Here is a 23,825-nt window from a genome sequence, read left to right as displayed (position 1 = left end):
AATTTTCAAAATCAATTAAAAAACAATGGCAGCACCATTAATCAAAATTACCAATATAAAAAGAAACTTTGTTCTTGGAGACGAAATTGTTTATGTCCTAAAAGGGATTGATTTAGAAATAAACAAAGGCGAATACGTTGCTCTAATGGGGCCTTCTGGTTCCGGAAAATCTACGTTAATGAATCTTTTAGGTTGCCTAGACACCCCAACCTCCGGAAGCTACATCTTAAACGGTAAAGATGTCAGCAAAATGAAAGATGACGAACTAGCCGAGATCCGAAACAAAGAAATAGGCTTTGTTTTTCAGACATTCAACCTCCTACCCAGAACTACTGCTTTAGACAACGTTGCCCTGCCAATGATCTATGCAGGATATTCTAAATCCGAGAGAAAAATCCGAGCCGAAGAGGTCTTAAAACAAGTAAGCCTCTCGGACCGTATGGACCACCACCCAAACCAACTATCAGGAGGACAAAGACAACGCGTTGCAGTAGCACGAGCCTTAGTAAACAAACCCTCAATCATCCTTGCAGATGAGCCCACCGGAAATTTAGATAGCAAAACCTCCGTAGAGATAATGGCCCTTTTTAACCAAATTCACGCCAACGGCAACACCGTTATCTTAGTTACCCACGAAGAAGAAATTGCCGAATACGCCCACCGCATCATCCGCCTACGCGATGGTATTGTAGAGAGTGACACCCGAAAATAAATCCCAACAACACGCATGAAGATATATACCAAAACAGGAGATACCGGAACCACCGCACTCTTTGGAGGCACCAGAGTCCCTAAAGACCACATCCGTATAGAAAGTTACGGAACCATTGATGAACTCAACTCTCATATAGGCCTAATACGGGACCAAGAGCTAACCCCAGATGACAAAAAAGTGCTTCTTGAAATACAAGACCGCTTGTTTACCATAGGCGCCATTCTAGCCACACCCCCAGAAAAAGAAGTACTGAAAAACGGCAGCTTGCGCCTACAAAAATTAGGCATAAACTCCCAAGACATCCAACTCTTAGAAACCCAAATTGACACCATGGAAGCCGCACTACCTCAAATGACTCATTTTATACTGCCTGGAGGCCACACCACAGTGTCATATTGTCATATTGCACGTTGTGTATGCCGTCGTGCAGAACGCCTAGCGGTGCACTTAGACCATTTAGAACCCGTTGCACCCATAGTCATACAGTACTTAAACAGACTTTCTGACTATTTATTTGTCTTGGCACGGAAGTTGTCTACTGATTGGAACACTGAGGAAGTAAAATGGATTCCTAGAAAATAAATAGCAAAGCTTCGTATTGTTTTAATCTAAAAAATTAAAGCTTTATAGCTAAAAATTTAAAACTATAAAAATACGTTCTTAACTTTTTTTATAAAATAAATAGATTTTTACTTGCCTTTTTCAGTAAAAAAATTATTTTTGCACAAAACTAAATTGACAAAAGATGTATTGGACATTAGAATTAGCATCCTATTTGAGTGATGCCCCGTGGCCTGCTAACAAAGACGAACTTATTGATTACGCTATACGTGCTGGTGCTCCTTTAGAAGTAGTAGAAAACCTACAGTCTATTGAAGACGAAGGCGAGATATATGAATCAATGGAAGAAATTTGGCCAGATTATCCTACGGACGAAGATTATCTTTGGAACGAGGATGAATATTAAAGAATAAACAAAGGAAAAAGTCTCAAAAGAGGCTTTTTTTTTGGTTAAATTTACAGGATAAAATAAATTAGAAATACAACAATATTATGAGTTTCATAAATAGCATTATCAAAGCCTTTGTTGGAGACAAATCTGAGAAAGACGTGAAGGCACTACAGCCTTATTTAAATAAAATAAAAACTTTTGAGAGCGGTTTAATCACCCTATCGCATGATGCCTTAAGAGCGCGCACCTTCTTTTTTAAAGACCAATTAAAAGAAGCAAGAGCCAATATAGATCAAAAGATAGCAGCACTTCAAAAAGAAGTAGAAGGCGTTGAAGATATTGACAAAAAAGAAGACCTCTATCTATCCATTGACACACTAGAGAAAGAAGCCTACGAGATTTCTGAAAAAACCCTATTAGAGATTCTTCCAGAAGCCTTTGCCGTTGTAAAAGAAACCGCCAGACGTTTTAAAGACAATACCGAAATAAAAGTAACTGCCACAGAACAAGACCGTATTTTCTCTGGTAGCAAGCCCTATGTTTCTTTAGATGGAGATCAAGCCATCTGGCAAAACAAATGGAATGCAGCCGGTAAAGAAATTACTTGGGACATGATTCACTATGACGTACAGCTAATCGGAGGTATGGTATTGCACCAAGGTAAAATTGCCGAAATGCAAACCGGAGAAGGAAAAACATTGGTAGCAACCCTGCCACTTTACTTAAATGCTCTAACCGGCAACGGAGTGCACTTAGTAACCGTGAATGACTATTTAGCAAAACGAGATAGTACCTGGAAAGCACCTTTGTTTGAATTCCACGGTATGACTGTAGACTGTATAGACAACCACCAACCAAGCTCTGAAGGAAGAAAAGCGGCCTACAATGCAGACATCACTTATGGTACCAATAACGAATTTGGTTTTGACTACCTAAGAGACAACATGACCCACTCACCAAATGATTTAGTGCAACGAAAACATAACTACGCCATTGTAGATGAGGTGGATTCGGTATTGATTGATGATGCCCGAACTCCGTTGATTATCTCGGGTCCAGTACCACAAGGAGACCGTCATGAGTTTAATGAATTGAAGCCAAAGATTGAAACCCTAGTAGCAACCCAACGCCAACTAGCCAATGGTTTTTTATCCGAAGCCAAAAAACTAATCAAAGAAGGCAACACCAAAGAAGGAGGCGTTTTGTTATTAAGAGCCTACAGAAGTTTGCCTAAAAACAAAGCATTAATCAAGTTTTTGAGCGAAGAAGGAATTAGACAATTGCTTCAAAAAACCGAAAACCAATACATGCAAGACAACAATCGCGAAATGCACAAGATTGATGAAGCATTGTATTTTGTGATAGAAGAAAAAAACAACCAAGTAGAGCTAACCGATAACGGAATCCAGTTTCTATCCGGAGACACCGATTCTGACTTTTTTGTACTCCCAGACATTGGAACCGAAATTGCTGCCATTGAAAAGAAAAAGCTAGACAAAGATGCCGAAGCCGAAGAGAAAGAAAAATTATTTCAAGATTTTGGAATCAAAAGCGAGCGCATCCATACCCTAACCCAACTTTTAAAAGCCTACGCCCTGTTTGAAAAAGATACCGAATACGTTATCATGGACAACAAGATCATGATTGTAGACGAGCAAACCGGTAGAATCATGGATGGACGTCGCTATTCTGACGGACTACACCAAGCAATTGAGGCCAAAGAAAATGTAAAAATTGAAGCAGCAACCCAAACCTTTGCTACAGTAACGTTACAAAACTACTTTAGAATGTATAACAAACTTGCAGGTATGACCGGAACCGCCGTTACCGAAGCAGGAGAGTTATGGCAAATTTATAAATTGGATGTAGTAGAAATCCCTACCAACAGACCAATGGCCAGACAAGATAAAGAAGACTTTATATACAAAACCACTCGCGAAAAATTCAACGCCGTTATAGAAGACGTAACCGAATTATCCAAAGCAGGAAGACCCGTTCTAATTGGTACCACATCCGTAGATATTTCGGAACTACTAAGCAGAATGCTAAAAATGAGAGGCGTAGCCCATAATGTGCTAAATGCAAAAATGCACAAACAAGAAGCGCAAATTGTTGAAGAAGCCGGAAAACCAGGAGTAGTAACCATAGCCACCAATATGGCAGGACGTGGAACCGACATCAAGCTATCTGCAGACGTAAAAAAAGCAGGTGGATTAGCCATCATTGGTACCGAACGTCATGACTCCCGTAGAGTAGACCGTCAATTACGCGGACGTGCAGGCCGACAAGGAGATCCCGGAAGCTCTCAATTTTACGTATCCCTTGAAGACAACTTAATGCGTTTATTTGGTTCCGAAAGAGTAGCCAAAGTAATGGATAAAATGGGATTAGAAGAAGGAGAAGTGATCCAGCATTCTATGATGACTAAGTCTATTGAGCGCGCTCAGAAAAAAGTAGAAGAAAACAATTACGGTGTTCGTAAACGTTTATTAGAATATGATGATGTTATGAACGCCCAAAGAGAAGTAGTCTACAAACGCCGTCGTCATGCTCTATTTGGAGAACGTCTAAAACTAGACATCGCAAACATGCTCTATGACACCTGCGAACTAATTGTTCAAGACACCAAACCAAGCAATGACTTCAAAAACTTTGAGTTTGACGTTATCCGATATTTCTCTATCACCTCGCCAGTAACCGAAAGTGATTTTGCCAAAATGACCGAGATAGAACTTACAGGCAAAGTATACAAAGAAGCCCTAAAATACTATACCGAAAAAACACAGCGTAGCGCTAGAGAAGCCTTCCCAATTATTCAAAATGTATTTGAAGATCCCAACAACCAATTTGAGCGCATTGTAGTCCCATTTACCGATGGCGTAAAATCCTTAAACGTAGTAACCGATCTAAAAAAGGCATACGAAACACAAGGAAAACAACTAGTGGCAGATTTTGAAAAAAACATCACCCTAGCCATTGTAGACGAAGCCTGGAAAAAACACCTACGCAAAATGGACGAACTAAAACAATCCGTACAACTGGCCGTTCACGAACAAAAAGACCCATTATTGATCTATAAGTTTGAAGCCTTCAACCTATTCAATGCCATGCTAAACGGCATCAATAAAGAAGTTATTTCGTTCTTATTTAAAGGCGATTTGCCAGCACAACAAAACCAGCAAATTCAAGAAGCCAAGGAAGTAACCACCAAAGAAAACTACCAAACTTCTAAAGACGAAATTCCAAATAGCGAATCGGCTAATGCAGAAGCAGGACAAACACAGCAACGCCAAGTTACGGAGACTATCGTAAGAGATATGCCAAAAATCAACCGTAATGACAACGTTACCATCCAGCAAGTAGCCACCGGAAAAACAGAAACCATGAAATTTAAAAAAGCCGAAAGCCTTTTAATTTCTGGAGAATGGGTTATCGTCAACCAATAAACCACAACCCACTCTAAACTTAAAATCCCCAATTACATCCAGTAGTTGGGGATTTTTTTTGCTCCAATTTTTTAAAGCCACTAAAAAACAACCACTTATACTACCCTTTAAGTAATTAATTTTAGTTATTTTTGAGAGACTACAAGTTTAACCTATCCGAATAATCTATCCAAAAAAAACATTTCGATAGAATTTTATTATTATTTAATAAACTATTAAAATCAGTTCTTTAAAACCCAAAGCGCTATTATTCTAAATTTGTATCCAGAAATCGACAACCAATCAATACCGTTTAAAAATATGGAAAATAATACACCCAAAAACCAAGGTCAGTGTCCCGTAAACCATGTACAAAAACCAGATAGCCCAACAATTGTTGAAGGCAATCATGCCACCACAGCAGCTAAATGTCCCGTAATGCATGGTTCAAACACATCCAACCAAGCCGCAGTAACAAGTTGGTGGCCTAATGCACTCAACCTAGATATTTTGCACCAAAAAAACACCCAATTAAACCCTCTAGGCAAAGACTTTAATTATCTAGAAGAGCTAAAAAAACTAGATATTGAAGCATTAAAAAAAGACCTACACATCCTAATGACAGATAGCCAAGACTGGTGGCCAGCAGACTGGGGTCACTACGGAGGGCTAATGATTCGGCTTACTTGGCACGCTGCTGGATCGTATCGTACCTACGATGGTCGTGGTGGAGCTGGAACCGGAAACCAACGATTTTCACCATTAAATTCGTGGCCAGATAATGCTAATCTAGACAAAGCAAGAAGGTTGTTATGGCCTATCAAAAAAAAATACGGAAACAAATTAAGTTGGGCAGATTTAATAGTACTTGCAGGTACAATCGCCTATGAAAATATGGGTTTAAAAACCTTTGGATTTTCTTTTGGACGTACAGATATTTGGAGTCCAGAAATAGATATTTACTGGGGATCCGAAAACCAATGGCTAGCTCCAAGCGAACAACGTTATAGCGATTTAGAAGATCCCTCAACAATGGAAAAACCATTAGCCTCTGTACACATGGGGTTAATCTATGTAAACCCAGAAGGAGTAAACGGACAACCAAATCCTTTAAAAACAGCATCTCACATCCGTGAAACCTTTCAACGAATGGCTATGAACGACGAAGAAACAGTTGCCTTAACAGCCGGAGGCCATACAGTAGGTAAAGCACACGGTAACGGAGATGCAAGTATTTTAGGAGAATCACCCGAAGGCGCTCCCATAGAAGAACAAGGTTTTGGATGGAACAACCCTACCAAATCTGGAAAAGGTGCTGATACTGTAACCAGCGGAATAGAAGGAGCCTGGACAACCAACCCAACAAAATGGGATAGTGGTTATTTCGAGATGTTATTCAACCACGAGTGGCAACTCGTCAAAAGCCCAGCAGGAGCTTGGCAATACGAACCCGTAAACATTAATCCCGAAGACAAACCAGTAGACGTAGAAGATCCAAGTATCCGTTTAAACCCAATAATGACCGATGCAGATATGGCCCTGAAAGTAGATCCAATCTACAAAGAAATCTCCTTGAAATTCATGAACGATCAAGCCTATTTCTCAGAGGTATTTGCACGTGCTTGGTTTAAATTGACCCATAGAGACATGGGACCAAAAACCAGATACTTTGGCACTGATGCACCACAAGAAGATTTAATTTGGCAAGACCCAATACCCGCAGGAAATAAAAACTATAACGTAGAAGCTCTAAAAAGCAAAATTACGGCTTCTGGCCTATCCATGCAGGACAGAATCAACACCGCTTGGGATAGTGCCCGTACCTACCGTGGATCCGATATGCGTGGCGGAGCAAACGGAGCACGAATTCGGTTAGCACCTCAAAAAAGCTGGCAAGCAAATGAACCCCAGCGTTTAGCATATGTAGTATCGGTTCTTGAGCCAATTGCTATCGAATTTGGAGCTAGTATTGCAGATACAATTGTTTTAGCTGGCAATCTAGCCATAGAACAAGCTGCAAAAGCGGCTGGATTTCCGACCACGGTTCCATTTATAGCTGGTCGTGGAGACGCTTCTGCACAAATGACAGATGTAGAATCTTTTGAACCACTAGAACCTTTAGCAGATGGATACCGTAACTACTGCAAAAAAGACAACACCATAAATCCAGAAGAATTAATGCTAGACCGCAGCCAACTCATGGGATTAACAGCACCCGAAATGACCGTACTTGTAGGCGGAATGAGAGTTCTTGGGACCAACTATGGCAACACCAAACATGGTGTTTTTACAAATACCATTGGCGCTTTGACTACGGATTTCTTTATAAACCTAACCGATATGAGCACTAGTTGGAAACCTACATCACCTGGCTTGTATGCCATTTGCGATCGTAAAACTGGAATTCTAAAATGGACTGCAACACGCGTGGACTTAGTGTTTGGCTCCAACTCTATCCTGCGCTCCTATGCCGAGGTATATGCTCAAGATGACAACAAAGGTAAATTTGTTACTGATTTTGTTGCCGCATGGTCCAAAGTCATGAATGCAGACCGATTTGACCTAAAATAATTCCTTAAAGTCTATCCCTTTTTAGGCAACTATATTTCAAAATCCCCAATTACATCCAGTAGTTGGGGATTTTTTTTGCTCCAATTTTTTAAAGCCACTCTCGCCATACACTACAAGCTATTTGGTTGCAAGCCCTTTTTATAAGCTGTTGGCAGGAGCTTCCTGCGGTCGCTCTACCAATAGCCTAAAAAGCAGCCAGCAACCCGCATAGGCTTTCCGTTACTGTCAAGGCTAGAAGCCAAGCATAGTATAGTGCACAAAATTCCAAAAGTAGTAACTCCCTGTTAACAAAATTCACCAAAATTACCAAAGATTAACAATTCTGTAAAACAGTAAATTAATCGCAAATTCTTAATTCCCTTCAAAATAAAAACGAATTTTATTTTAAATCCCTTAAAATTTTAAAAAAACAACACCCAAACAAGCCCACAGCTCGTTTTACAACAAAAGCTAACTACCTTATTAACAGCTCTTAATTAATCCTTAATTAACAGCAAACAATAGCATATTTCTAACTTTGCCTAAAATTAATTAACAAAATTTACAAAAAAAGTTATGAAAAAAATCGTTAGTTCATTAATACTAACTGTAGCATTATTTTTTGCCGCAAATTGTATTGGACAAAGCACTATTACAGGTAAAATTACAGATCCCGAAATGAATTTTGCCCTAACAGGAGTAACCATTACAGAAAAAGGAACTACCAAAAGCGTTCTTTCTGATTATGACGGAAAATTCAGCCTAACAACTGAAAACAATACCGGTGAAATTAGTATTTCTTACATCGGATATACCAAACAAACCATCCCCTTCTCCAAAAGCGAAGATCTAGGCGAAATATTCTTATCCTCCAGCCAAGTAGGTCTAAAAGAAGTACGCATTATATCCTCCGTGGCCGTAGACCGAAAAACTCCCGTAGCCGTATCTACCATAAAAGCCGAAGATATTGCCCTAAAATTAAGTACCCAAGAATTTCCAGAAATCTTAAAAGCAACCCCAGGTATATATGCCACTAGAGCTGGTGGAGGTTATGGAGACGGAAGAGTAAACATCCGAGGATTCAGTTCTGAGAATGTAGCCGTAATGATCAATGGTGTTCCAGTAAACGATATGGAAAACGGTGCCGTATATTGGTCCAACTGGGCGGGTCTTGGAGATGTAACCTCTACTATGCAAGTACAACGAGGTCTTGGCGCCTCAAAGGTAGCTGTACCTTCTATTGGAGGAACCATTAATGTTATCACCAAAACTACTGATGTAGAAGAGGGTGGAAACATTGCAGCAAGTATTGCCAACAATAATTATCAAAAATATGGCATGACCTACTCTACTGGTTTGTCCAAAAAAGGATTTGCAGCCACAGTGAGCGCCGCAAAAATCTCTGGAGATGGTTACGTAGACGGAACTGCATTTTCGGGATTCAATTATTTTCTTAATTTATCCCAACAATTAAACCAATCCAACCGATTATCTTTCAGTGCTTTTGGTGCACAACAAGAACACGGACAAAGATACAACCGTGGCAAAATTGCCGATCTAGAAAACACACAATCCGGACCTAAGCAATTTAACAAAGATTGGGGAATCAAAAGCGGTAAAGCATACAGCACTGCTTTCAACTTTTACCACAAACCACAAATGTCTTTAAATCATCTATGGGAAATAAACAACAAATCGGTGCTATCAACCTCTGCATACGCATCGTTTGGTTCTGGTGGCGGCCGCAGAACAAGTGGTTCTAAATTCAGTAACGACCAATACCGAATAGGTGGCGTTGATCAACCAATAGACATAGACCAAATAGTAGACGAAAATAGAGCTAATGGGATTGCTGGTGCTACAGATATCATTGCATCTTCAAGAAATTCACACCAATGGTATGGTTTGTTGTCTACCTACAAAAATGATATTAATGAAAAATTAAGAGTCTCTGGTGGATTAGATGCCCGTTATTATGTGGGTTCGCACTGGTACCAAGTAGATGATTTATTGGGAGGTCTATTCTTTACAGACCCTAAAACAACCAAAAAAACATACGGAAAAGCATTAAAAGTAGGAGACCGTTATAACAAAGATTATGACGGAATTGTAACCAGAGGCGGTCTGTTTTTACAAGGAGAATACCAAGTAAATGACAAAGCAAACCTTTTTATTGCCACAGACATTTCTAACACCAATTACCAAAAAGAAGAATTTATGAGCAACACCATTGCGGATAACGCAAGAACTTCGGATGCCATCAATTTTGTAGGCTATGGTATTAAAGGAGGAGGTAACTACAACCTAGATAACAAAAATAATGTGTTTGTTAATGTTGGTTATTTTTCAAAAGCACCTTTTTTAAATTCGGTATTTTTAGATGATAATACTTTAGATTTAAATAAAAATGCCCAAAACGAAAAAGTATTTAGTGCCGAAGTTGGTTACGGTTTTAGAAGCGAAAGAGCATCCATAAACCTAAACGTATACAACACCTATTGGTTAGACAAAACCATTACTTCTACTACTGTTATAGCAAGTACACAAGAGCGTTTTTATGCCAATTTACAAGGGATGGACGCTTTACACCAAGGGGTAGAAATTGATGCTAAAATAAAAGCTACAGAAAACCTTTCGTTCACCGCAATGGCCTCTCTTGGAAACTGGAAATGGAAAAGCAATGTGTCTGGTTTTATTAGAGATGAAAGTGGCGAAATTGTAGGAAAAGAAATTAACGTTTTTGCTAAAGATCTAAAAGTAGGAGATGCAGCACAAACCACATTTGCCTTAGGTGCAAAATACAAATACGCTCCTAAATCGCAATTTTATGTAGATTACAACTATGCCGGAAACTTATACTCCTCTTATGATGTTACCAACAGAAGCAAAGAAAACATGCCTTCATTATGGAAAGTACCCGCTTATGGTTTGATCGATTTAGGAATGAATCACCATTTTAAATTTGGCTCTTTTGAGGCTAACCTAAACGGAAAAGTAAACAACGCCCTAAATACGACCTACATCTCTGATGCTAATGATATTGACGGAACAGCAAGTTCTGCCTTTGTATATTATGGCGCAGGAAGAACCTATAGCATAGGATTAACTCTTAATTACTAAAAAAAAAGATCATGAAAAAAATACTCTATACACTTGCCATTGTTGCCACCACTACCCTAGTGAGTTGTGACCCATTAGAAGATATTACTAATGAAGTTAAAACAGAAACCAACTTTGAGGGCAAAGCAGAATTGACAATGTCCGAAGATAATTACAAAAAGGACCTTCAATTAAAAAACCCCTATTTTAGTAATTTTGATCAAGCAAAAGCCTTAATCCCTACCTTACTAAACAAAACCTATCCTGGCGCAGGAGAAGCAGAAGCATTGGTTACCTTTAAAATTGACGCTCCTAAAACCACCCCTAGTGCTCCCGTTTATAAAATAGCAGACGCAGAGTACAACCCTATTACAGGAAACAATTATAAAAACTTTGACAAACCAGAACAGCTCATATCCTATTTAAATACTAAATATCCTGCTGCTGCAAATGGCGATTTTGTATCTTTAAACTACAAATACTATTCTGGTAGTGTGTCTGTTGTAACCGATGGGTTTTTATACAATGGAACTAGCTGGACAAAAATCCCTGGGTTTACATTAGACCAATACAAAGCCATGGGAGAAGGCTACGCTAATTTTTCTAGCAAAACCGAAGCGGAACAAAAACTACCCATAGGTTTGTTAGATCTTTATAAATTTGACTCCAAAAAAACAGGAGATGTAGTGCAAAGCATGTATGAGCTTTATGACTCTTCTACTAAAAGCACTACGAGTTATGTAGCCAATTTTGAATTTAACGGAACTGCATTTGTAAAATATCAAAATTTTGTTACTCAGACGCTTTCGTTTACTCGCAAAAAAAACGCCACAACATGGACACTTAACAGTGCTGTTTCTTATACATTAGCCACCCAAGATTATGCCTCAATTGAAGCTTCTTTAGCTACAAAATACCCTAATCCAGCTGCAAATGCAGGCAAATACAAAAACTTTGAAAGAAGAAATGGAAGTCAAAATTTTTGGACCAATGACATGATTGCCGAAGGATTAACATTTGTAATCAACAAAATGGCTCCATTGGCCCAAGAAGGCGAAAAATACAATGTTACCTTTGCAATCTATAATGGTGCTGCCGGTACAGAGTCTTTGACGGTAGTCAAAAAAGGAAACAACTGGATTGTGCTTTAAAAACCTATTCTGAACATACTATAATCAAATACAACCTCTTGCCTTAATGGCAAGAGGTTTTTTTAACAAAGTTACTCGTGAAAAAAATAATCTTACTACTCTCGGCTGCAATTCTATGCCTTAATTGCAGTACTTCTAACGAAGAAATAACCCCAGTGGTTCCAAAAAAAACAGTGTCTGTTGTTGCTGTAAACGATCAAATAAACATTTCCGAAAATACCGCTATTATTCTCCAAAATTTATTAGCAAATGACACCCTCAAAGACAACACTAGCATTACTAGTATAGATGCTACCAGCAGTATGGGAGGAACCATTCAAAACAATAACGACAAAACCTATACCTACACCCCTGCCAAAAATTTTACTGGTACAGATAGTTTTGAGTATACTCTATGTGATCTGGACCAAGCTGCATCCTGCTCCACTGCCAAAGTAACAATAACAGTAACCGACAAAGGCAACCCAACCGCCCAAAAAGATCTAGTAACAGTGGGGATGAATACCACCACAACAATCAGCACACTAGTAGCAAATGATCTGGTAGTAGATGATGCCACAATAAGCAACATAGACAACACTGGTACCAAAGGCTCGGTAAAACTACATGCGGATGGTACCGTAACCTATACCCCAAGCAATGGTTTTGTGGGCACAGATACTTTTAAATATTCGCTTTGTGATAATGATGTGCCTACTGCCTCTTGTTCTGAAGCTACGGTTATCGTTACTGTGGTAGAAAACATTTCTTTCAGCATACCTAATTCTATAAAAGAGTATTATAGTAGTGTGTTTTTTTGCAAAGACAAAACCATTTTGCTCCAAGAGCTTAAAAAAGTAACCACAGCCAAGCATACTACCCATTTGTCTTATGGCCAAAGACACCAATATCTTTATAAAGCAGACCAAGACCCTAATAACACCAAAAATGTACTATTGATGTACTCCGGCCAAAGTAGGTATTGGGAAGAATACACCTCCGGAACCAACTCGTATATGCCACAAACCTTTAATACGGAGCATATTTATCCGCAATCCAAATTAACAGCGGCCGAAGCCGTAAGTGATTTGCACCATTTAAGATCGTGTGATGATGCTGTCAATTCACTTAGGAGTAATTATTCTTACACGGATGGTACTGGCAGCTACGCACTGAAAAACAACCAATGGTATCCGGGGGATGATTGGCGAGGTGATGTTGCCCGAATGGTGCTATATCTTGCTATTCGGTATGGAGAAAGCGTTGAAAAAGTAGGGACAATTGATTTGTTTTTAAAATGGAATAAAGAAGATCCCGTTTCGGCTTTTGAAATACAGCGTAACAACGTTATTGCCAATGCACAAGGAGTCCGAAATCCGTTTATTGATAATCCGTATTTAGCTACCTTGCTCTGGGATGGGCAAGCAGCTCAAAACCGATGGGAATAAATACATTGCACCAAATCGTCTCTTTGTTATGGAGGCGATTTTTTTTGTGAAAAATGTTTCCGACGGCGCACTTAGGGCTATCTTGGGTTTTCTTCAAAATAACGTGCTTCAATCCGTTGGATGTCTTTGATGGAGTTTTTGGCCCATGCCAATCGTTTTGCTAAAATCTCTTGTTCTGAAAGTTGCCACTCGAGGGTGGAGTTGCGTAGTCTGTTGGTTAGGTTTTGGATGATAATTGCCGCCGAAACGGATATGTTTAAACTCTCGGTGAATCCTACCATCGGGATTTTTAGATACCCATCTGCACGTTGTAATATTTCTTCGGATAATCCATCTCGTTCGGTACCAAAAAACAAAGCGCTGGGCTTGGTTATATCAAAATCTTCTAGCAGGCAATCGTGCTCATGTGGGGTTGTTGCAATGATTTGGTAGCCTTTGTTTTTTAGTGTGTCTATGCAATCTGTAATTTTGGTATAGGTGTGAATATCGACCCATTTTTGGGCGCCCATGGCTATTTCTTTATCGATACTTTTGCCGTAGCGTTGTTCAATGACGTGGAGCTCTTGTAGTCCAAAAACTTCGCAACTTCGCATCACTGCACTGGTGTTGTGCATCTGAAAAATATCTTCGACGGCTATGGTGAAATGATTGGTTCGGTTTTGTAATACTTTTAGAAATTTCTCTTTGCGGTTATCGGTCAAAATAGTTTCTAAAAATTCTAAATATTTTAGATCCATCATAAGTTGTTTTGTTTTCTGCAAAAATAATAAAAAAGACTCGCTTTAGGCATTCTAAATAATCCCGTCTAGGAGGAATCTTGCTTTGCTGGATACTAAATTGCCAATTGGTGTGGCGTTTGCGTGAGGGATAGAGAGGGATTGTGCATTTGCTAGTAATTCCGGAAATTGCCTCGGAGGCTGTGCTGTAATCAAAAAATATACTCCTTGGGTTTATTTAAAAATATATTCTTTTTATAAATTGCCCTTAAAGGTTTATATTTGTGCTTTTCCAATAAATAACCCAACAATGAATACTTTAAACCAATTAAATGCTATTTCTCCTATTGATGGAAGATATAGAAGTAAAACCGTTTCTTTAGCTCCATTTTTTTCTGAGGAGGCTTTAATCAAATACCGTGTATTAGTTGAGATTGAATATTTTATTGCTTTGTGCGAGGTGCCTTTGCCACAGCTTGCTGGCGTAAGTCCGGATGTATTTGAGAGTTTGCGCAATATTTATAAAAACTTTTCTACGGAAGATGCGCTTTGGATTAAAGAAACCGAAAAAGTAACCAACCACGATGTTAAGGCGGTAGAATATTTTATTAAAGAGGCTTTTGAAAAACTAGGTTTGTCTGCACACAGAGAGTTTATCCATTTTGGTTTGACCTCGCAGGATATTAACAATACGGCCATTCCGCTTTCTACCAAAGAGGCGTTCGAGAAAGTGTACCTGCCTTCTTTGATTGCTTTGATTTCTAAATTGAAAGAGTTAAGCCTAGAGTGGAAAGACGTACCTATGCTGGCACGCACGCATGGGCAGCCTGCCTCTCCTACTCGTTTAGGTAAAGAAATTGGGGTTTTTGTAGAACGACTAGAGGAGCAAATGCGTTTGTTGTTTACTATTCCGTTTGCTGCTAAATTTGGTGGTGCTACCGGAAATTACAATGCACACCATGTGGCTTATCCTCAAATTGACTGGAAGCGTTTTGGTAGCAAGTTTGTAGAAGATATTTTAGGTTTGCACCACTCTTTTCCAACGACTCAAATTGAACATTACGATCATTTTGCTGCGTTTTTTGATGCTTTAAAAAGAATCAACACTATTATAATTGACTTGGATAGAGACATTTGGACGTATGTTTCGATGGAATATTTTAAACAAAAAATTAAAGCAGGAGAGATTGGCTCTTCGGCGATGCCACATAAAGTAAACCCGATTGATTTTGAAAACTCGGAAGGAAATTTAGGAATTGCAAATGCCATTTTTGAGCACCTTTCGGCAAAATTACCGCTGTCACGATTGCAACGGGATCTAACCGATAGTACGGTTTTAAGAAACGTAGGCGTGCCTATTGGCCATACCATCATTGGATTTGAAGCGACTCTGAAAGGATTGAACAAATTGCTGTTGAACGAACCTAAATTTCATGAAGATTTAGAAAAAAACTGGGCTGTAGTGGCAGAGGCTATCCAGACTATTTTGCGTCGCGAAGGCTATCCAAATCCGTACGAAGCATTAAAAGGATTGACTAGAACCAACGAGGCTATTGACAAAAAGGCGATCCATGGTTTTATTGCAACGCTGGATGTTTCGGAGGTTATAAAAGAAGAATTGATGCAAATTACCCCAAGTAATTTTTTGGGAATTTAAAAAAACTCATTAGACCCTAAGGTATCTCTATTTTAGGGTTTTGGGTTCTAAAAAAATAAAAAAAGCTATCTTTATTGGTGGCTTTTTTTTGGATAAAAACGGATTGGTATCTGTTTTGTTTTTTTAAGATGTACTGAAATTATGTTTCCAATTACCTAGCCCAGATTGTAATGGAAAGCCTTGCGGGAGGAAAACTATTTTTATTGCAGCTGGCAGAGTGACCAAAGGAAACTCCTGCCAGCTTGCTTAATAAAAAAGTTTTGAGACCAAAAGCTGGAAATGAAAAGCTGGAATAGCTATAACTATAAATTTATGAGTGTTGCCACTACTGTAGCCCAAACAACTACCCATTTAGAACCCTTAATTAGTGATTTAGGATTGATCCTGATGACTGCCGGAATTGCTGTTTTGGTATTTAAAAAACTCAAGCAACCCTTGGTTTTGGGATACTTGATTGCTGGTTTTTTGTCTGGGACGCATTTTGATTTTTTTCCGTCTGTTCGGGATGTAAAGAGCGTGGAGGTGTGGGCCGAAATTGGGGTGATTATTTTGCTCTTTAGTCTGGGGCTAGAATTTAGTTTTAAAAAACTAATGAAGGTGGGCGGTACGGCCTCTATTACTGCTGTTACGCAGATCATTTCTATGGTTTTGATAGGCTTTTTGGTGGGTAAATGGCTGGGCTGGGGTCAAATGGATTCTATCTTTTTGGGGGTTATTTTGTCTATTTCGTCTACTACGATTATTTTAAAAACTTTTGATGAGTTGGGGGTCAAGACCAAAAAGTTTGCAGGTATTGTTATTGGGTCTCTAATTGTTCAGGATATTGTTGCTATTTTAATGATGGTTTTGCTCTCTACGGTAGCGGTTAGCCAACAGTTTTCTGGGACGGAGTTGTTGCTGTCTGTTTTAAAGTTGGTTTTCTTTTTGACGGCTTGGTTTTTGGGAGGAATCTTTTTTGTGCCGTCTTTATTAAAAAAAACCAAGCATTTACTCACAGACGAGATGTTGCTTATTGTGGCATTGGCTTTGTGCTTGATGATGGTTATTTTGGCGTCTAACGTGGGGTTTTCGCCTGCTTTGGGGGCTTTTATCATGGGATCTATTATTGCAGAGACTACCCAAGCCGAACATATTGAACATTTAGTACAACCGGTTAAAGATTTGTTTGGGGCTATTTTTTTTGTGTCTGTAGGGATGTTGATTGATCCGGTGATGCTTTATGAGCATGCTGTTCCGGTTTTGATCTTGACCTTTGTTACTATTTTTGGACAGTCTATTAGTTCTACTGCGGGTGCCTTGATCTCGGGACAACCACTAAAACAGGCAGTACAAACGGGGATGAGTTTGTCTCAAATTGGGGAGTTTTCGTTTATTATTGCTACTTTGGGTATGTCTATGCATGTCACTAGCGCTTTTTTGTATCCTATTGTGGTGGCAGTATCTGCTGTTACTACCTTTACTACGCCGTTTATGGTAAAGATGGCGGTACCGTTTTCGGAGTTATTAGAACGTAAACTCCCTAAAAAATGGCTCAAAAATATTGCTAGATACAGTACCAATGCACAGGCTATCCGCGCTATTAGTACGTGGCAAATAGCCATAAGGGCGTATTTGGTACAAATTGTACTTAATACCATTGTGATTACGGCAATTATTTTACTTTCTGCTAATTTTGTGTTGCCATTAGTTGCAGATTCTAAATTTGGGAATGCCATAGCTGCTTGTATTACTTTGGTGGCTATTTCGCCTTTTTTGTGGGCTTTATCTCTGCGACGCGTGGCTGTGGATCAAGTGGATGCTTTGTATAAAGAGCGTAAATATAGAGGCCCTATAGTGATGATGATTTTTTTTAGAATGGGATTGGCGTTGTTTTATATTGGTTTTTTGTTGAATATTTTTTTCTCTCCAATTATTGCTTTCTTTGCTTTAATTGCTGCCATCACCTTGTATTTCTTTTTTCCAAAACAATTGCACAACCAATACCATAAGATTGAAAACCATTTTCTTAAAAATTTAAACACCCGAGAGGAGGTCAAAAAAGTGGATCGCCGTCATGCTAATTTAACGCCTTGGGATGGGCATATGTCTACTTTTGAAATTGCTCCAGAGTCTCAACTAGCGGGCAAAACCTTGCAAGAATTGCAAATTAGAGAAGCCATGGGTATCAATATTGCTTTTATTAAGCGGGGAGAATTAACCTTGCAAATACCCAATAAGTTGGAACGCTTGTTTCCGGGGGATGAAATTTGTGTGATTGGTACCGATGCGCAAGTGGAACAATTTTCGGTTTATTTGAAGCAGAGTGAAATTATGGATCCTGTAAAAACGGATAACAACTTGGTTCTTAAACAAATTGAACTCCGCAACAAAGAATTTATTGGTCAAAGTGTAGGACAATCCAAGCTAAGGGAACGAACGAATGGTTTGTTGGTAGGTATTGAACGCAATGGCGAGAGGATTTTAAATCCAGAATCCAATATGGTTTTACAAAAAGACGATATTTTATGGATTGTAGGAAATAATAGGTTAATGAATGCGTTGTTTCCGGAGTAACAAAAAAAAGGCAAGAGAAAACAACTCTTGCCTTTTTTGGAGGATTTAAAACTACACCTTCTTATTTTTTGTTAAAGAGGGATGTGGCCTGTATTATCTTGAATAATTTGGTGCTTCTTTGGTTATGGTAACATTATGTGGATGGCTTTCGGCAATACCGCTAGAGGTCAAACGTACAAAGCGTCCTGTTGCTTGAAGCGTCGGAATATCTTTGGCTCCGCAGTATCCCATTCCGGCACGTAAACCACCTATAAATTGTAGCATACTCTCGTTAAGTTCTCCTTTGTAGGGTACACGACCTACAATTCCTTCGGGAACTAGTTTTTTGACATCGTCTTCGACATCTTGAAAATAACGGTCTTTAGATCCTGTTTCCATGGCTTCTACGGATCCCATTCCTCGGTAGGACTTAAATTTTCTACCTTCAAAAATGATTGTTTCTCCTGGAGATTCTTTGGTACCTGCTAATAACGATCCCAACATTACAGAATCCGCTCCTGCTGCAATAGCTTTAGGGATGTCTCCAGTGTAACGAATCCCTCCGTCTGCAATTACCGGAACTCCGGTTCCTTTTAGAGCAGCAGCTACTTCTAGCACTGCCGAAAATTGCGGAAAACCTACTCCTGCCACTACTCGTGTGGTACAAATTGATCCAGGTCCAATTCCAACTTTTACGCCATCTGCTCCGTTTTCTACTAAAAATTTAGCGGCTTCTGGTGTGGCAATGTTACCTACTATTACGTCAATTTGAGGAAATTTTGTTTTTATCTCTCGTAAGGTATTAACTACACCTTGGGTGTGTCCGTGTGCGGTATCAATGATTATGGCATCTACTCCTGCATTTACTAAAGCTTCTGCTCTTAGTACTGCATCTCCTGTAACTCCAACTGCTGCTGCTACACGCAAACGTCCGTAAACATCTTTGTTAGCTATGGGTTTTTGGGTTAATTTGGTGATATCTCTAAAGGTTATTAAGCCTACTAATTTGTTATTGGCATTTACTACCGGAAGTTTTTCAATTTTGTGTCCTTGCAATACTACTTCTGCTTGTTCTAATGAAGTCCCTTCGGCAACGGTAACTAAATTATCTTTAGTCATGACTTCTACAATTGGTCTTGCATTGTTTTTTTCAAAACGCAGGTCTCTATTGGTTACGATTCCTTTTAATACTTGATTTTGGTCTACAATTGGAATACCGCCAATGCTAAATTCTTTCATAGCGTTTTTTGCATCTGCTACTGTAGCTGTTAGAGGTAAGGTAACTGGATCCAAAATCATGCCTGATTCTGCTCGTTTTACTTTACGTACTTTGGCAGCTTGTTGCTCAATTGTCATGTTTTTGTGCAAAACACCAATACCGCCTTCTTGCGCCATAGCAATTGCCATAGCACTCTCTGTAACGGTATCCATAGCAGCGGCTACTATTGGTACGTTAAGGGTTATGTTTCTTGAAAAATTTGATTGGATACTCACTTCTCTAGGAAGTACATTAGAGTAATTAGGAACTAATAATACATCATCGTAGGTTAAACCTTCGCCGATAATTTTGGAGTTGTGTGCTATCATGGTGCAATTTCTAGTTGAATTGCGAGCAAATATAGCAAATTTTTTGATTAAAACCTTGTCTAATCTACCATTAACTGCAACTATCCTGCCAATTCTTTTTTTCAAACCCAATATAATGCCAATATAATTCTTTTTTGGACGTAAAAAACCGTATTTGGTTATCCTAAAAATTTCAAAATCAGGACAACGCACCCTTAATAAAGTTCTCGTTTTAGGCCTTTTATTTACCTCTGAAAATTAAGGATACGCATTGAATAATTTTGATGCTGCATTGTAGGCGCTCTCAAAGCTTAATGGATTTAAATTTGTAGGAACCTTGTTGGCGGTAAAATAAGAGAGTAATTTTTCGGTGGGCATATTGCCTGTCAGATCGTTTTTGGCCATTGGGCAACCACCAAATCCTTGAATGGCACCGTCAAAACGAGTACAACCAGCTTTGTAAGCGGCATCTACTTTTTCAAACCATGTATCTGTGGTAGTATGCAAGTGTGCACCAAACTCTATGTGAGGGTATTTTGGAATCAAATTAGAAAATAAATACGCAATAGCCTCTGGAGTAGCGCTACCTACGGTGTCGGATAACGAAAGTATCCGTACTCCCATAATAGACATTTTTTCTGTCCAATCTCCAACTATATCTACATTCCAAGGATCGCCATATGGATTTCCAAAACCCATGGATAAATAAGCAACTACTTCCTTATTGGTCTGGTCTGCTATTTCTAGAATTTCTGTTAAGGTAATTAAAGATTCGGAGATGGTTTTGTGTGTGTTACGCATTTGAAAATTCTCAGAAATAGAAAACGGAAATCCTAGATAGCGTATTTCTGGATGTTTGGATGCTATTTCGGCACCTCTGGTATTGGCTATGATTGCCAAAAGTTTGCTGGTAGTTTGAGATAAATCCAATTGAGACAACACATCGGCAGTATCTACCATTTGCGGAATTGCCTTCGGAGATACAAAACTTCCAAAATCTATAGAATCAAACCCTACCCGTAACAATGCTTGTAGGTAGGCTACTTTTTCAGGAGTTGGTATAAAGGGTTTAATCCCTTGCATGGCATCCCGAGGACATTCTATAATTTTTACTGACTTCATAGTGTTTCAAAGATAGATAAACAATTCGTGTTTTGGAAACATCCTTTAAACTTTAGACCCTTGGCAGCCTATAAATAATACTCCATAATAAAGCTGCCAACCGATCGTCACAAAATGTTTGGTTAAACGCCAAAAGCCCATTTTAGCCTCTAAATATCCCTCCTAAGAATGCTTGCTTGAAATACTAAACGATTTTTAGAGAGATCACAAAAATCTATTTCATTTGCTTTAAAATCTTTTTATTAATTGCTTTCACTAGTGCAGGGCCTTCGTATATAAAACCAGTATAGAGTTGCACCAAACTGGCTCCAGCTTCTAATTTTTCGAGGGCATCTTCGGCAGAATGAATTCCTCCTACCCCAATTATTGGAAAGGATTTGTTGCTTTTTTCAGACAAAAACCGAATAACTTCTGTCGCTCTTTTGGTTAACGGTTTACCAGACAATCCTCCAGTTTCTTGTTTTGCTTCGGATTGCAAACCTTCTCTTGCAATAGTAGTATTGGTAGCAATAACTCCCGCAATTTTGGTGGTGGCTACAATGGCAATGATATCCAACAATTGGTCGTTGGTCAAATCGGGTGCAATTTTTAAAAATATTGGCTTTTGCTTTGGCTTAAGCGTGTTTTTGTCTTGCAGGGTTTGCAATAGTTGCGTTAGGGGTTCTTTGTCTTGCAAAGCCCTTAAATTAGGGGTATTGGGAGAACTAACATTAACCACAAAATAATCTACATAAGGATACAATGCATCAAAACACAGTTCATAATCTGCCGTAGCAGCTTCGTTTGGGGTTATTTTATTTTTACCAATATTACCACCAATTAGCACGCCCGGATTTGTTTTTAATCTCTCTACTGCAGCTTGTACTCCACCATTATTAAATCCCATGCGGTTAATAATTCCCGAATCTTGTTGTAATCTAAACAAACGCTTTTTGGGATTTCCTTCTTGGGCTTTTGGGGTTAAAGTTCCTATTTCTATAAAACCAAAACCAAAATTAGAAAGCTCTTTATAAAGCTTGGCATCTTTATCAAATCCTGCTGCAAGTCCTACGGGATTTTTAAACTTCAAACCACAAACTTGGGTTTCTAGCCTTTTATCTGACACCAAATACAACCCACGGTATAAAGCAGAAAAACCTGGAATTCTGGAAGTTATACGGATTAACGAAAAAGTAAAATGGTGTATTTTTTCTGGATCAAAAAAGAAAAACAAAGGACGAATAAGTAATTTGTACATAATAAACTAGTTGTATGCCACAAAAGTAGAATTATCTAATGGATATCTAAATATTTTTGTCCAAAAAAAATAGAATCCGTCTAGCAAACTCTTTATATTAATCCCAAAAAAGAAAAGCCACATTGGAGCACCCACTCGCTATAGGACCAACGCATACTTATAATTGCCTTTCATAAAAAGGATTTTGATGGCTAAATTATAAATAAGTAGTACCTTTGGGGTATATATAAAAAACATTATTTATGCAACATATCATCGATCGTTTCATCAGTTATGTAACTGTTGACACAGAATCAGACCCAAACTCAACAACCACTCCTAGTACAGCAAAACAATGGGATTTGGCAAACCAACTTTTTGAAGAACTTAAAACCATTGGACTAGAAGAGGTGACCATTGACGAAAAATCATACATCATGGCAACCCTACCTAGCAATGTATCTCACGAAGTGCCCACGATAGGTTTTGTTGCCCACTTTGATACCACTCCAGATTTTACAGGCGCAAACGTAAAACCGCAAATTATTTCCAATTATGACGGTAAAGATATTGTCTTAAATGCCGATCAAAACATCGTTTTATCTCCTAGTTATTTTAAGGATCTACTACAATACAAAGGACAAACACTAATTACCACAGACGGAACGACCTTATTAGGTGCCGATGACAAAGCAGGAGTTACTGAAATTGTTACCGCCATGGAATACTTAATCAACAACCCGGATATCAAACACGGCAAAATACGTATTTGTTTTACACCTGATGAAGAAATAGGCCGTGGTGCGCATCATTTTGATGTAGCTAAATTTGGTGCAGAATGGGCCTACACCATGGACGGAAGCCAAATTGGGGAATTAGAGTTTGAAAATTTTAATGCCGCTGGAGCTAAAATTACTTTCAAAGGAAAAAGTGTACATCCAGGATACGCCAAAGGCAAATTGATCAACTCTATGTTGTTGGCTACTGATTTTATAAATGCTTTACCTAAAGGAGAAACTCCAGAAGAAACTAAGGGATACGAAGGTTTTTTTCATGTACACCATATAACAGGTACTATTGAAGAAACAGTTGTAGAGCTAATCATTAGAGATCACAACAAGAAAAAGTTTGAAAAGAGAAAAGAAAAAGTTCAAAAAATAACCCACAAAATCAACAAAAAGTTTGCAAAACAATTTGGTGAAGATATTGTAATCACCCAAATCAAAGACCAGTATTTCAATATGAAAGAAAAAGTGGTTCCTGTAAAACACATTGTGGATATTGCCGAAAAAGCAATGATAGCACTAAACATCAAACCCATCATTAAGCCTATTCGTGGAGGTACTGATGGATCCCAACTATCTTATATGGGGTTGCCATGTCCTAATATTTTTGCAGGTGGTCATAATTTTCATGGTAAGTACGAATATGTTCCGGTAGAAAGCATGCAAAGAGCCGTTGAGGTAATTGCAAAAATTGCCGAACTAACCGCCTTGCCTAATTTTGGCCTAGACGCGCCCAAGTCTAAAAAGAAAAAATAGACCGCACGGATTTTGGCGTCTGCTTTATTGCAATTTACTAAAGCAAAACACACCATAGCAAACACTTTGTTAGAATCCAAAAGAACAAAAATAATTATTGTATTTACAAAAAACCAAAGCTAAATAGCTTTGGTTTTTTTTTGGAATAGAGTACCG

General features: G+C 38.7%; 15 protein-coding genes. 11 read left to right on the top strand and 4 right to left on the bottom strand.

Annotated features, from left to right (window positions below; all coding sequences use genetic code 11):
* Positions 1–25 precede the first annotated feature (25 nt).
* From LB076_RS06355 to LB076_RS14035, 8 genes are all read left to right on the top strand, one after another.
* Positions 26–712, top strand: a complete 687-nt coding sequence (locus tag LB076_RS06355) for an ABC transporter ATP-binding protein (RefSeq protein WP_070786713.1) — start codon at positions 26–28, stop codon at positions 710–712.
* A gap of 15 nt (positions 713–727) precedes the next feature.
* Positions 728–1,297, top strand: coding sequence for a cob(I)yrinic acid a,c-diamide adenosyltransferase (locus LB076_RS06350; RefSeq protein WP_070786712.1), 570 nt, complete (start codon positions 728–730; stop codon positions 1,295–1,297).
* Between the two features lie 163 nt (positions 1,298–1,460).
* Positions 1,461–1,682 (top strand): DUF2795 domain-containing protein, encoded by a 222-nt coding sequence (locus tag LB076_RS06345; protein ID WP_007138072.1) that lies wholly within the window; start codon positions 1,461–1,463, stop codon positions 1,680–1,682.
* 86 nt (positions 1,683–1,768) lie between these two features.
* Entirely contained in the window at positions 1,769–5,113 is a 3,345-nt protein-coding gene (secA, locus tag LB076_RS06340) for a preprotein translocase subunit SecA (protein ID WP_070786711.1), read from the top strand.
* A 300-nt stretch (positions 5,114–5,413) separates the two neighbouring features.
* Complete coding sequence (gene katG, locus LB076_RS06335) at positions 5,414–7,663, top strand: catalase/peroxidase HPI (RefSeq protein ID WP_083319338.1); 2,250 nt, start codon at positions 5,414–5,416, stop codon at positions 7,661–7,663.
* 555 nt (positions 7,664–8,218) lie between these two features.
* Positions 8,219–10,762, top strand: a complete 2,544-nt coding sequence (locus LB076_RS06330; protein ID WP_070786710.1) for a TonB-dependent receptor — start codon at positions 8,219–8,221, stop codon at positions 10,760–10,762.
* 11 nt (positions 10,763–10,773) lie between these two features.
* The gene (locus LB076_RS06325) at positions 10,774–11,892 is read left to right on the top strand and encodes a hypothetical protein (protein WP_070786709.1); all 1,119 of its coding nucleotides are present in this window, start codon (positions 10,774–10,776) and stop codon (positions 11,890–11,892) included.
* A 77-nt stretch (positions 11,893–11,969) separates the two neighbouring features.
* Positions 11,970–13,319 carry an endonuclease gene (locus LB076_RS14035; RefSeq protein WP_070786708.1) on the top strand — a complete coding sequence of 450 codons (1,350 nt, stop codon included), beginning with the start codon at positions 11,970–11,972 and terminating at the stop codon, positions 13,317–13,319.
* 77 nt (positions 13,320–13,396) lie between these two features.
* Here the strand turns inward: LB076_RS14035 and LB076_RS06315 are convergent, their stop codons facing one another.
* On the bottom strand, positions 13,397–14,059 hold the full coding sequence (locus LB076_RS06315; RefSeq protein WP_070786707.1) for a TrmH family RNA methyltransferase: 663 nt from the start codon (positions 14,057–14,059) through the stop codon (positions 13,397–13,399).
* Positions 14,060–14,345: 286 nt separating this feature from the next.
* On the opposite strand from LB076_RS06315, the gene purB reads away from it, so the two are divergent.
* Positions 14,346–15,692, top strand: coding sequence for an adenylosuccinate lyase (gene purB / locus LB076_RS06310; RefSeq protein ID WP_070786706.1), 1,347 nt, complete (start codon positions 14,346–14,348; stop codon positions 15,690–15,692).
* Between the two features lie 312 nt (positions 15,693–16,004).
* Positions 16,005–18,245 carry a cation:proton antiporter domain-containing protein gene (locus LB076_RS06305; RefSeq protein WP_070786811.1) on the top strand — a complete coding sequence of 747 codons (2,241 nt, stop codon included), beginning with the start codon at positions 16,005–16,007 and terminating at the stop codon, positions 18,243–18,245.
* 93 nt (positions 18,246–18,338) lie between these two features.
* Here LB076_RS06305 and guaB read toward each other — a convergent pair whose 3' ends face one another.
* The 3 genes from guaB to LB076_RS06290 all read right to left on the bottom strand — a co-directional run bounded on the left by guaB (position 18,339) and on the right by LB076_RS06290 (position 22,149).
* A complete protein-coding gene (gene guaB / locus LB076_RS06300; RefSeq protein WP_070786810.1) occupies positions 18,339–19,811 on the bottom strand; it encodes an IMP dehydrogenase in 1,473 nt (490 codons plus the stop codon).
* Between the two features lie 237 nt (positions 19,812–20,048).
* Complete coding sequence (locus LB076_RS06295; protein WP_070786705.1) at positions 20,049–20,912, bottom strand: hydroxymethylglutaryl-CoA lyase; 864 nt, start codon at positions 20,910–20,912, stop codon at positions 20,049–20,051.
* Positions 20,913–21,126: 214 nt separating this feature from the next.
* The gene (locus tag LB076_RS06290; RefSeq protein WP_070786704.1) at positions 21,127–22,149 is read right to left on the bottom strand and encodes a quinone-dependent dihydroorotate dehydrogenase; all 1,023 of its coding nucleotides are present in this window, start codon (positions 22,147–22,149) and stop codon (positions 21,127–21,129) included.
* Between the two features lie 242 nt (positions 22,150–22,391).
* Here LB076_RS06290 and pepT point away from each other — a divergent pair, with 242 nt between their 5' ends.
* Positions 22,392–23,669 carry a peptidase T gene (gene pepT, locus LB076_RS06285; RefSeq protein ID WP_070786703.1) on the top strand — a complete coding sequence of 426 codons (1,278 nt, stop codon included), beginning with the start codon at positions 22,392–22,394 and terminating at the stop codon, positions 23,667–23,669.
* Positions 23,670–23,825 lie beyond the last annotated feature (156 nt).

Origin of the sequence: Flavobacterium crassostreae, from assembly GCF_001831475.1 — a bacterium.
GTDB lineage: Bacteria > Bacteroidota > Bacteroidia > Flavobacteriales > Flavobacteriaceae > Flavobacterium > Flavobacterium crassostreae.
Note: the sequence above shows the minus strand (reverse complement) of the source record. Positions and strands in the feature narration are given on the sequence as shown.

What these genes read in the sequence shown, in the direction of transcription:
- LB076_RS06325 (WP_070786709.1), top strand. Translation starts at nt 10,774, where the DNA reads ATGAAAAAAATACTCTATACACTTGCCATTGTTGCCACCACTACCCTA.
- katG (WP_083319338.1), top strand. Translation starts at nt 5,414, where the DNA reads ATGGAAAATAATACACCCAAAAACCAAGGTCAGTGTCCCGTAAACCAT.
- LB076_RS06350 (WP_070786712.1), top strand. Translation starts at nt 728, where the DNA reads ATGAAGATATATACCAAAACAGGAGATACCGGAACCACCGCACTCTTT.
- LB076_RS06305 (WP_070786811.1), top strand. Translation starts at nt 16,005, where the DNA reads ATGAGTGTTGCCACTACTGTAGCCCAAACAACTACCCATTTAGAACCC.
- secA (WP_070786711.1), top strand. Translation starts at nt 1,769, where the DNA reads ATGAGTTTCATAAATAGCATTATCAAAGCCTTTGTTGGAGACAAATCT.
- purB (WP_070786706.1), top strand. Translation starts at nt 14,346, where the DNA reads ATGAATACTTTAAACCAATTAAATGCTATTTCTCCTATTGATGGAAGA.
- LB076_RS06345 (WP_007138072.1), top strand. Translation starts at nt 1,461, where the DNA reads ATGTATTGGACATTAGAATTAGCATCCTATTTGAGTGATGCCCCGTGG.
- LB076_RS06355 (WP_070786713.1), top strand. Translation starts at nt 26, where the DNA reads ATGGCAGCACCATTAATCAAAATTACCAATATAAAAAGAAACTTTGTT.
- guaB (WP_070786810.1), bottom strand. Translation starts at nt 19,811, where the DNA reads ATGATAGCACACAACTCCAAAATTATCGGCGAAGGTTTAACCTACGAT.
- LB076_RS06330 (WP_070786710.1), top strand. Translation starts at nt 8,219, where the DNA reads ATGAAAAAAATCGTTAGTTCATTAATACTAACTGTAGCATTATTTTTT.
- LB076_RS06295 (WP_070786705.1), bottom strand. Translation starts at nt 20,912, where the DNA reads ATGAAGTCAGTAAAAATTATAGAATGTCCTCGGGATGCCATGCAAGGG.
- LB076_RS06290 (WP_070786704.1), bottom strand. Translation starts at nt 22,149, where the DNA reads ATGTACAAATTACTTATTCGTCCTTTGTTTTTCTTTTTTGATCCAGAA.
- pepT (WP_070786703.1), top strand. Translation starts at nt 22,392, where the DNA reads ATGCAACATATCATCGATCGTTTCATCAGTTATGTAACTGTTGACACA.
- LB076_RS06315 (WP_070786707.1), bottom strand. Translation starts at nt 14,059, where the DNA reads ATGATGGATCTAAAATATTTAGAATTTTTAGAAACTATTTTGACCGAT.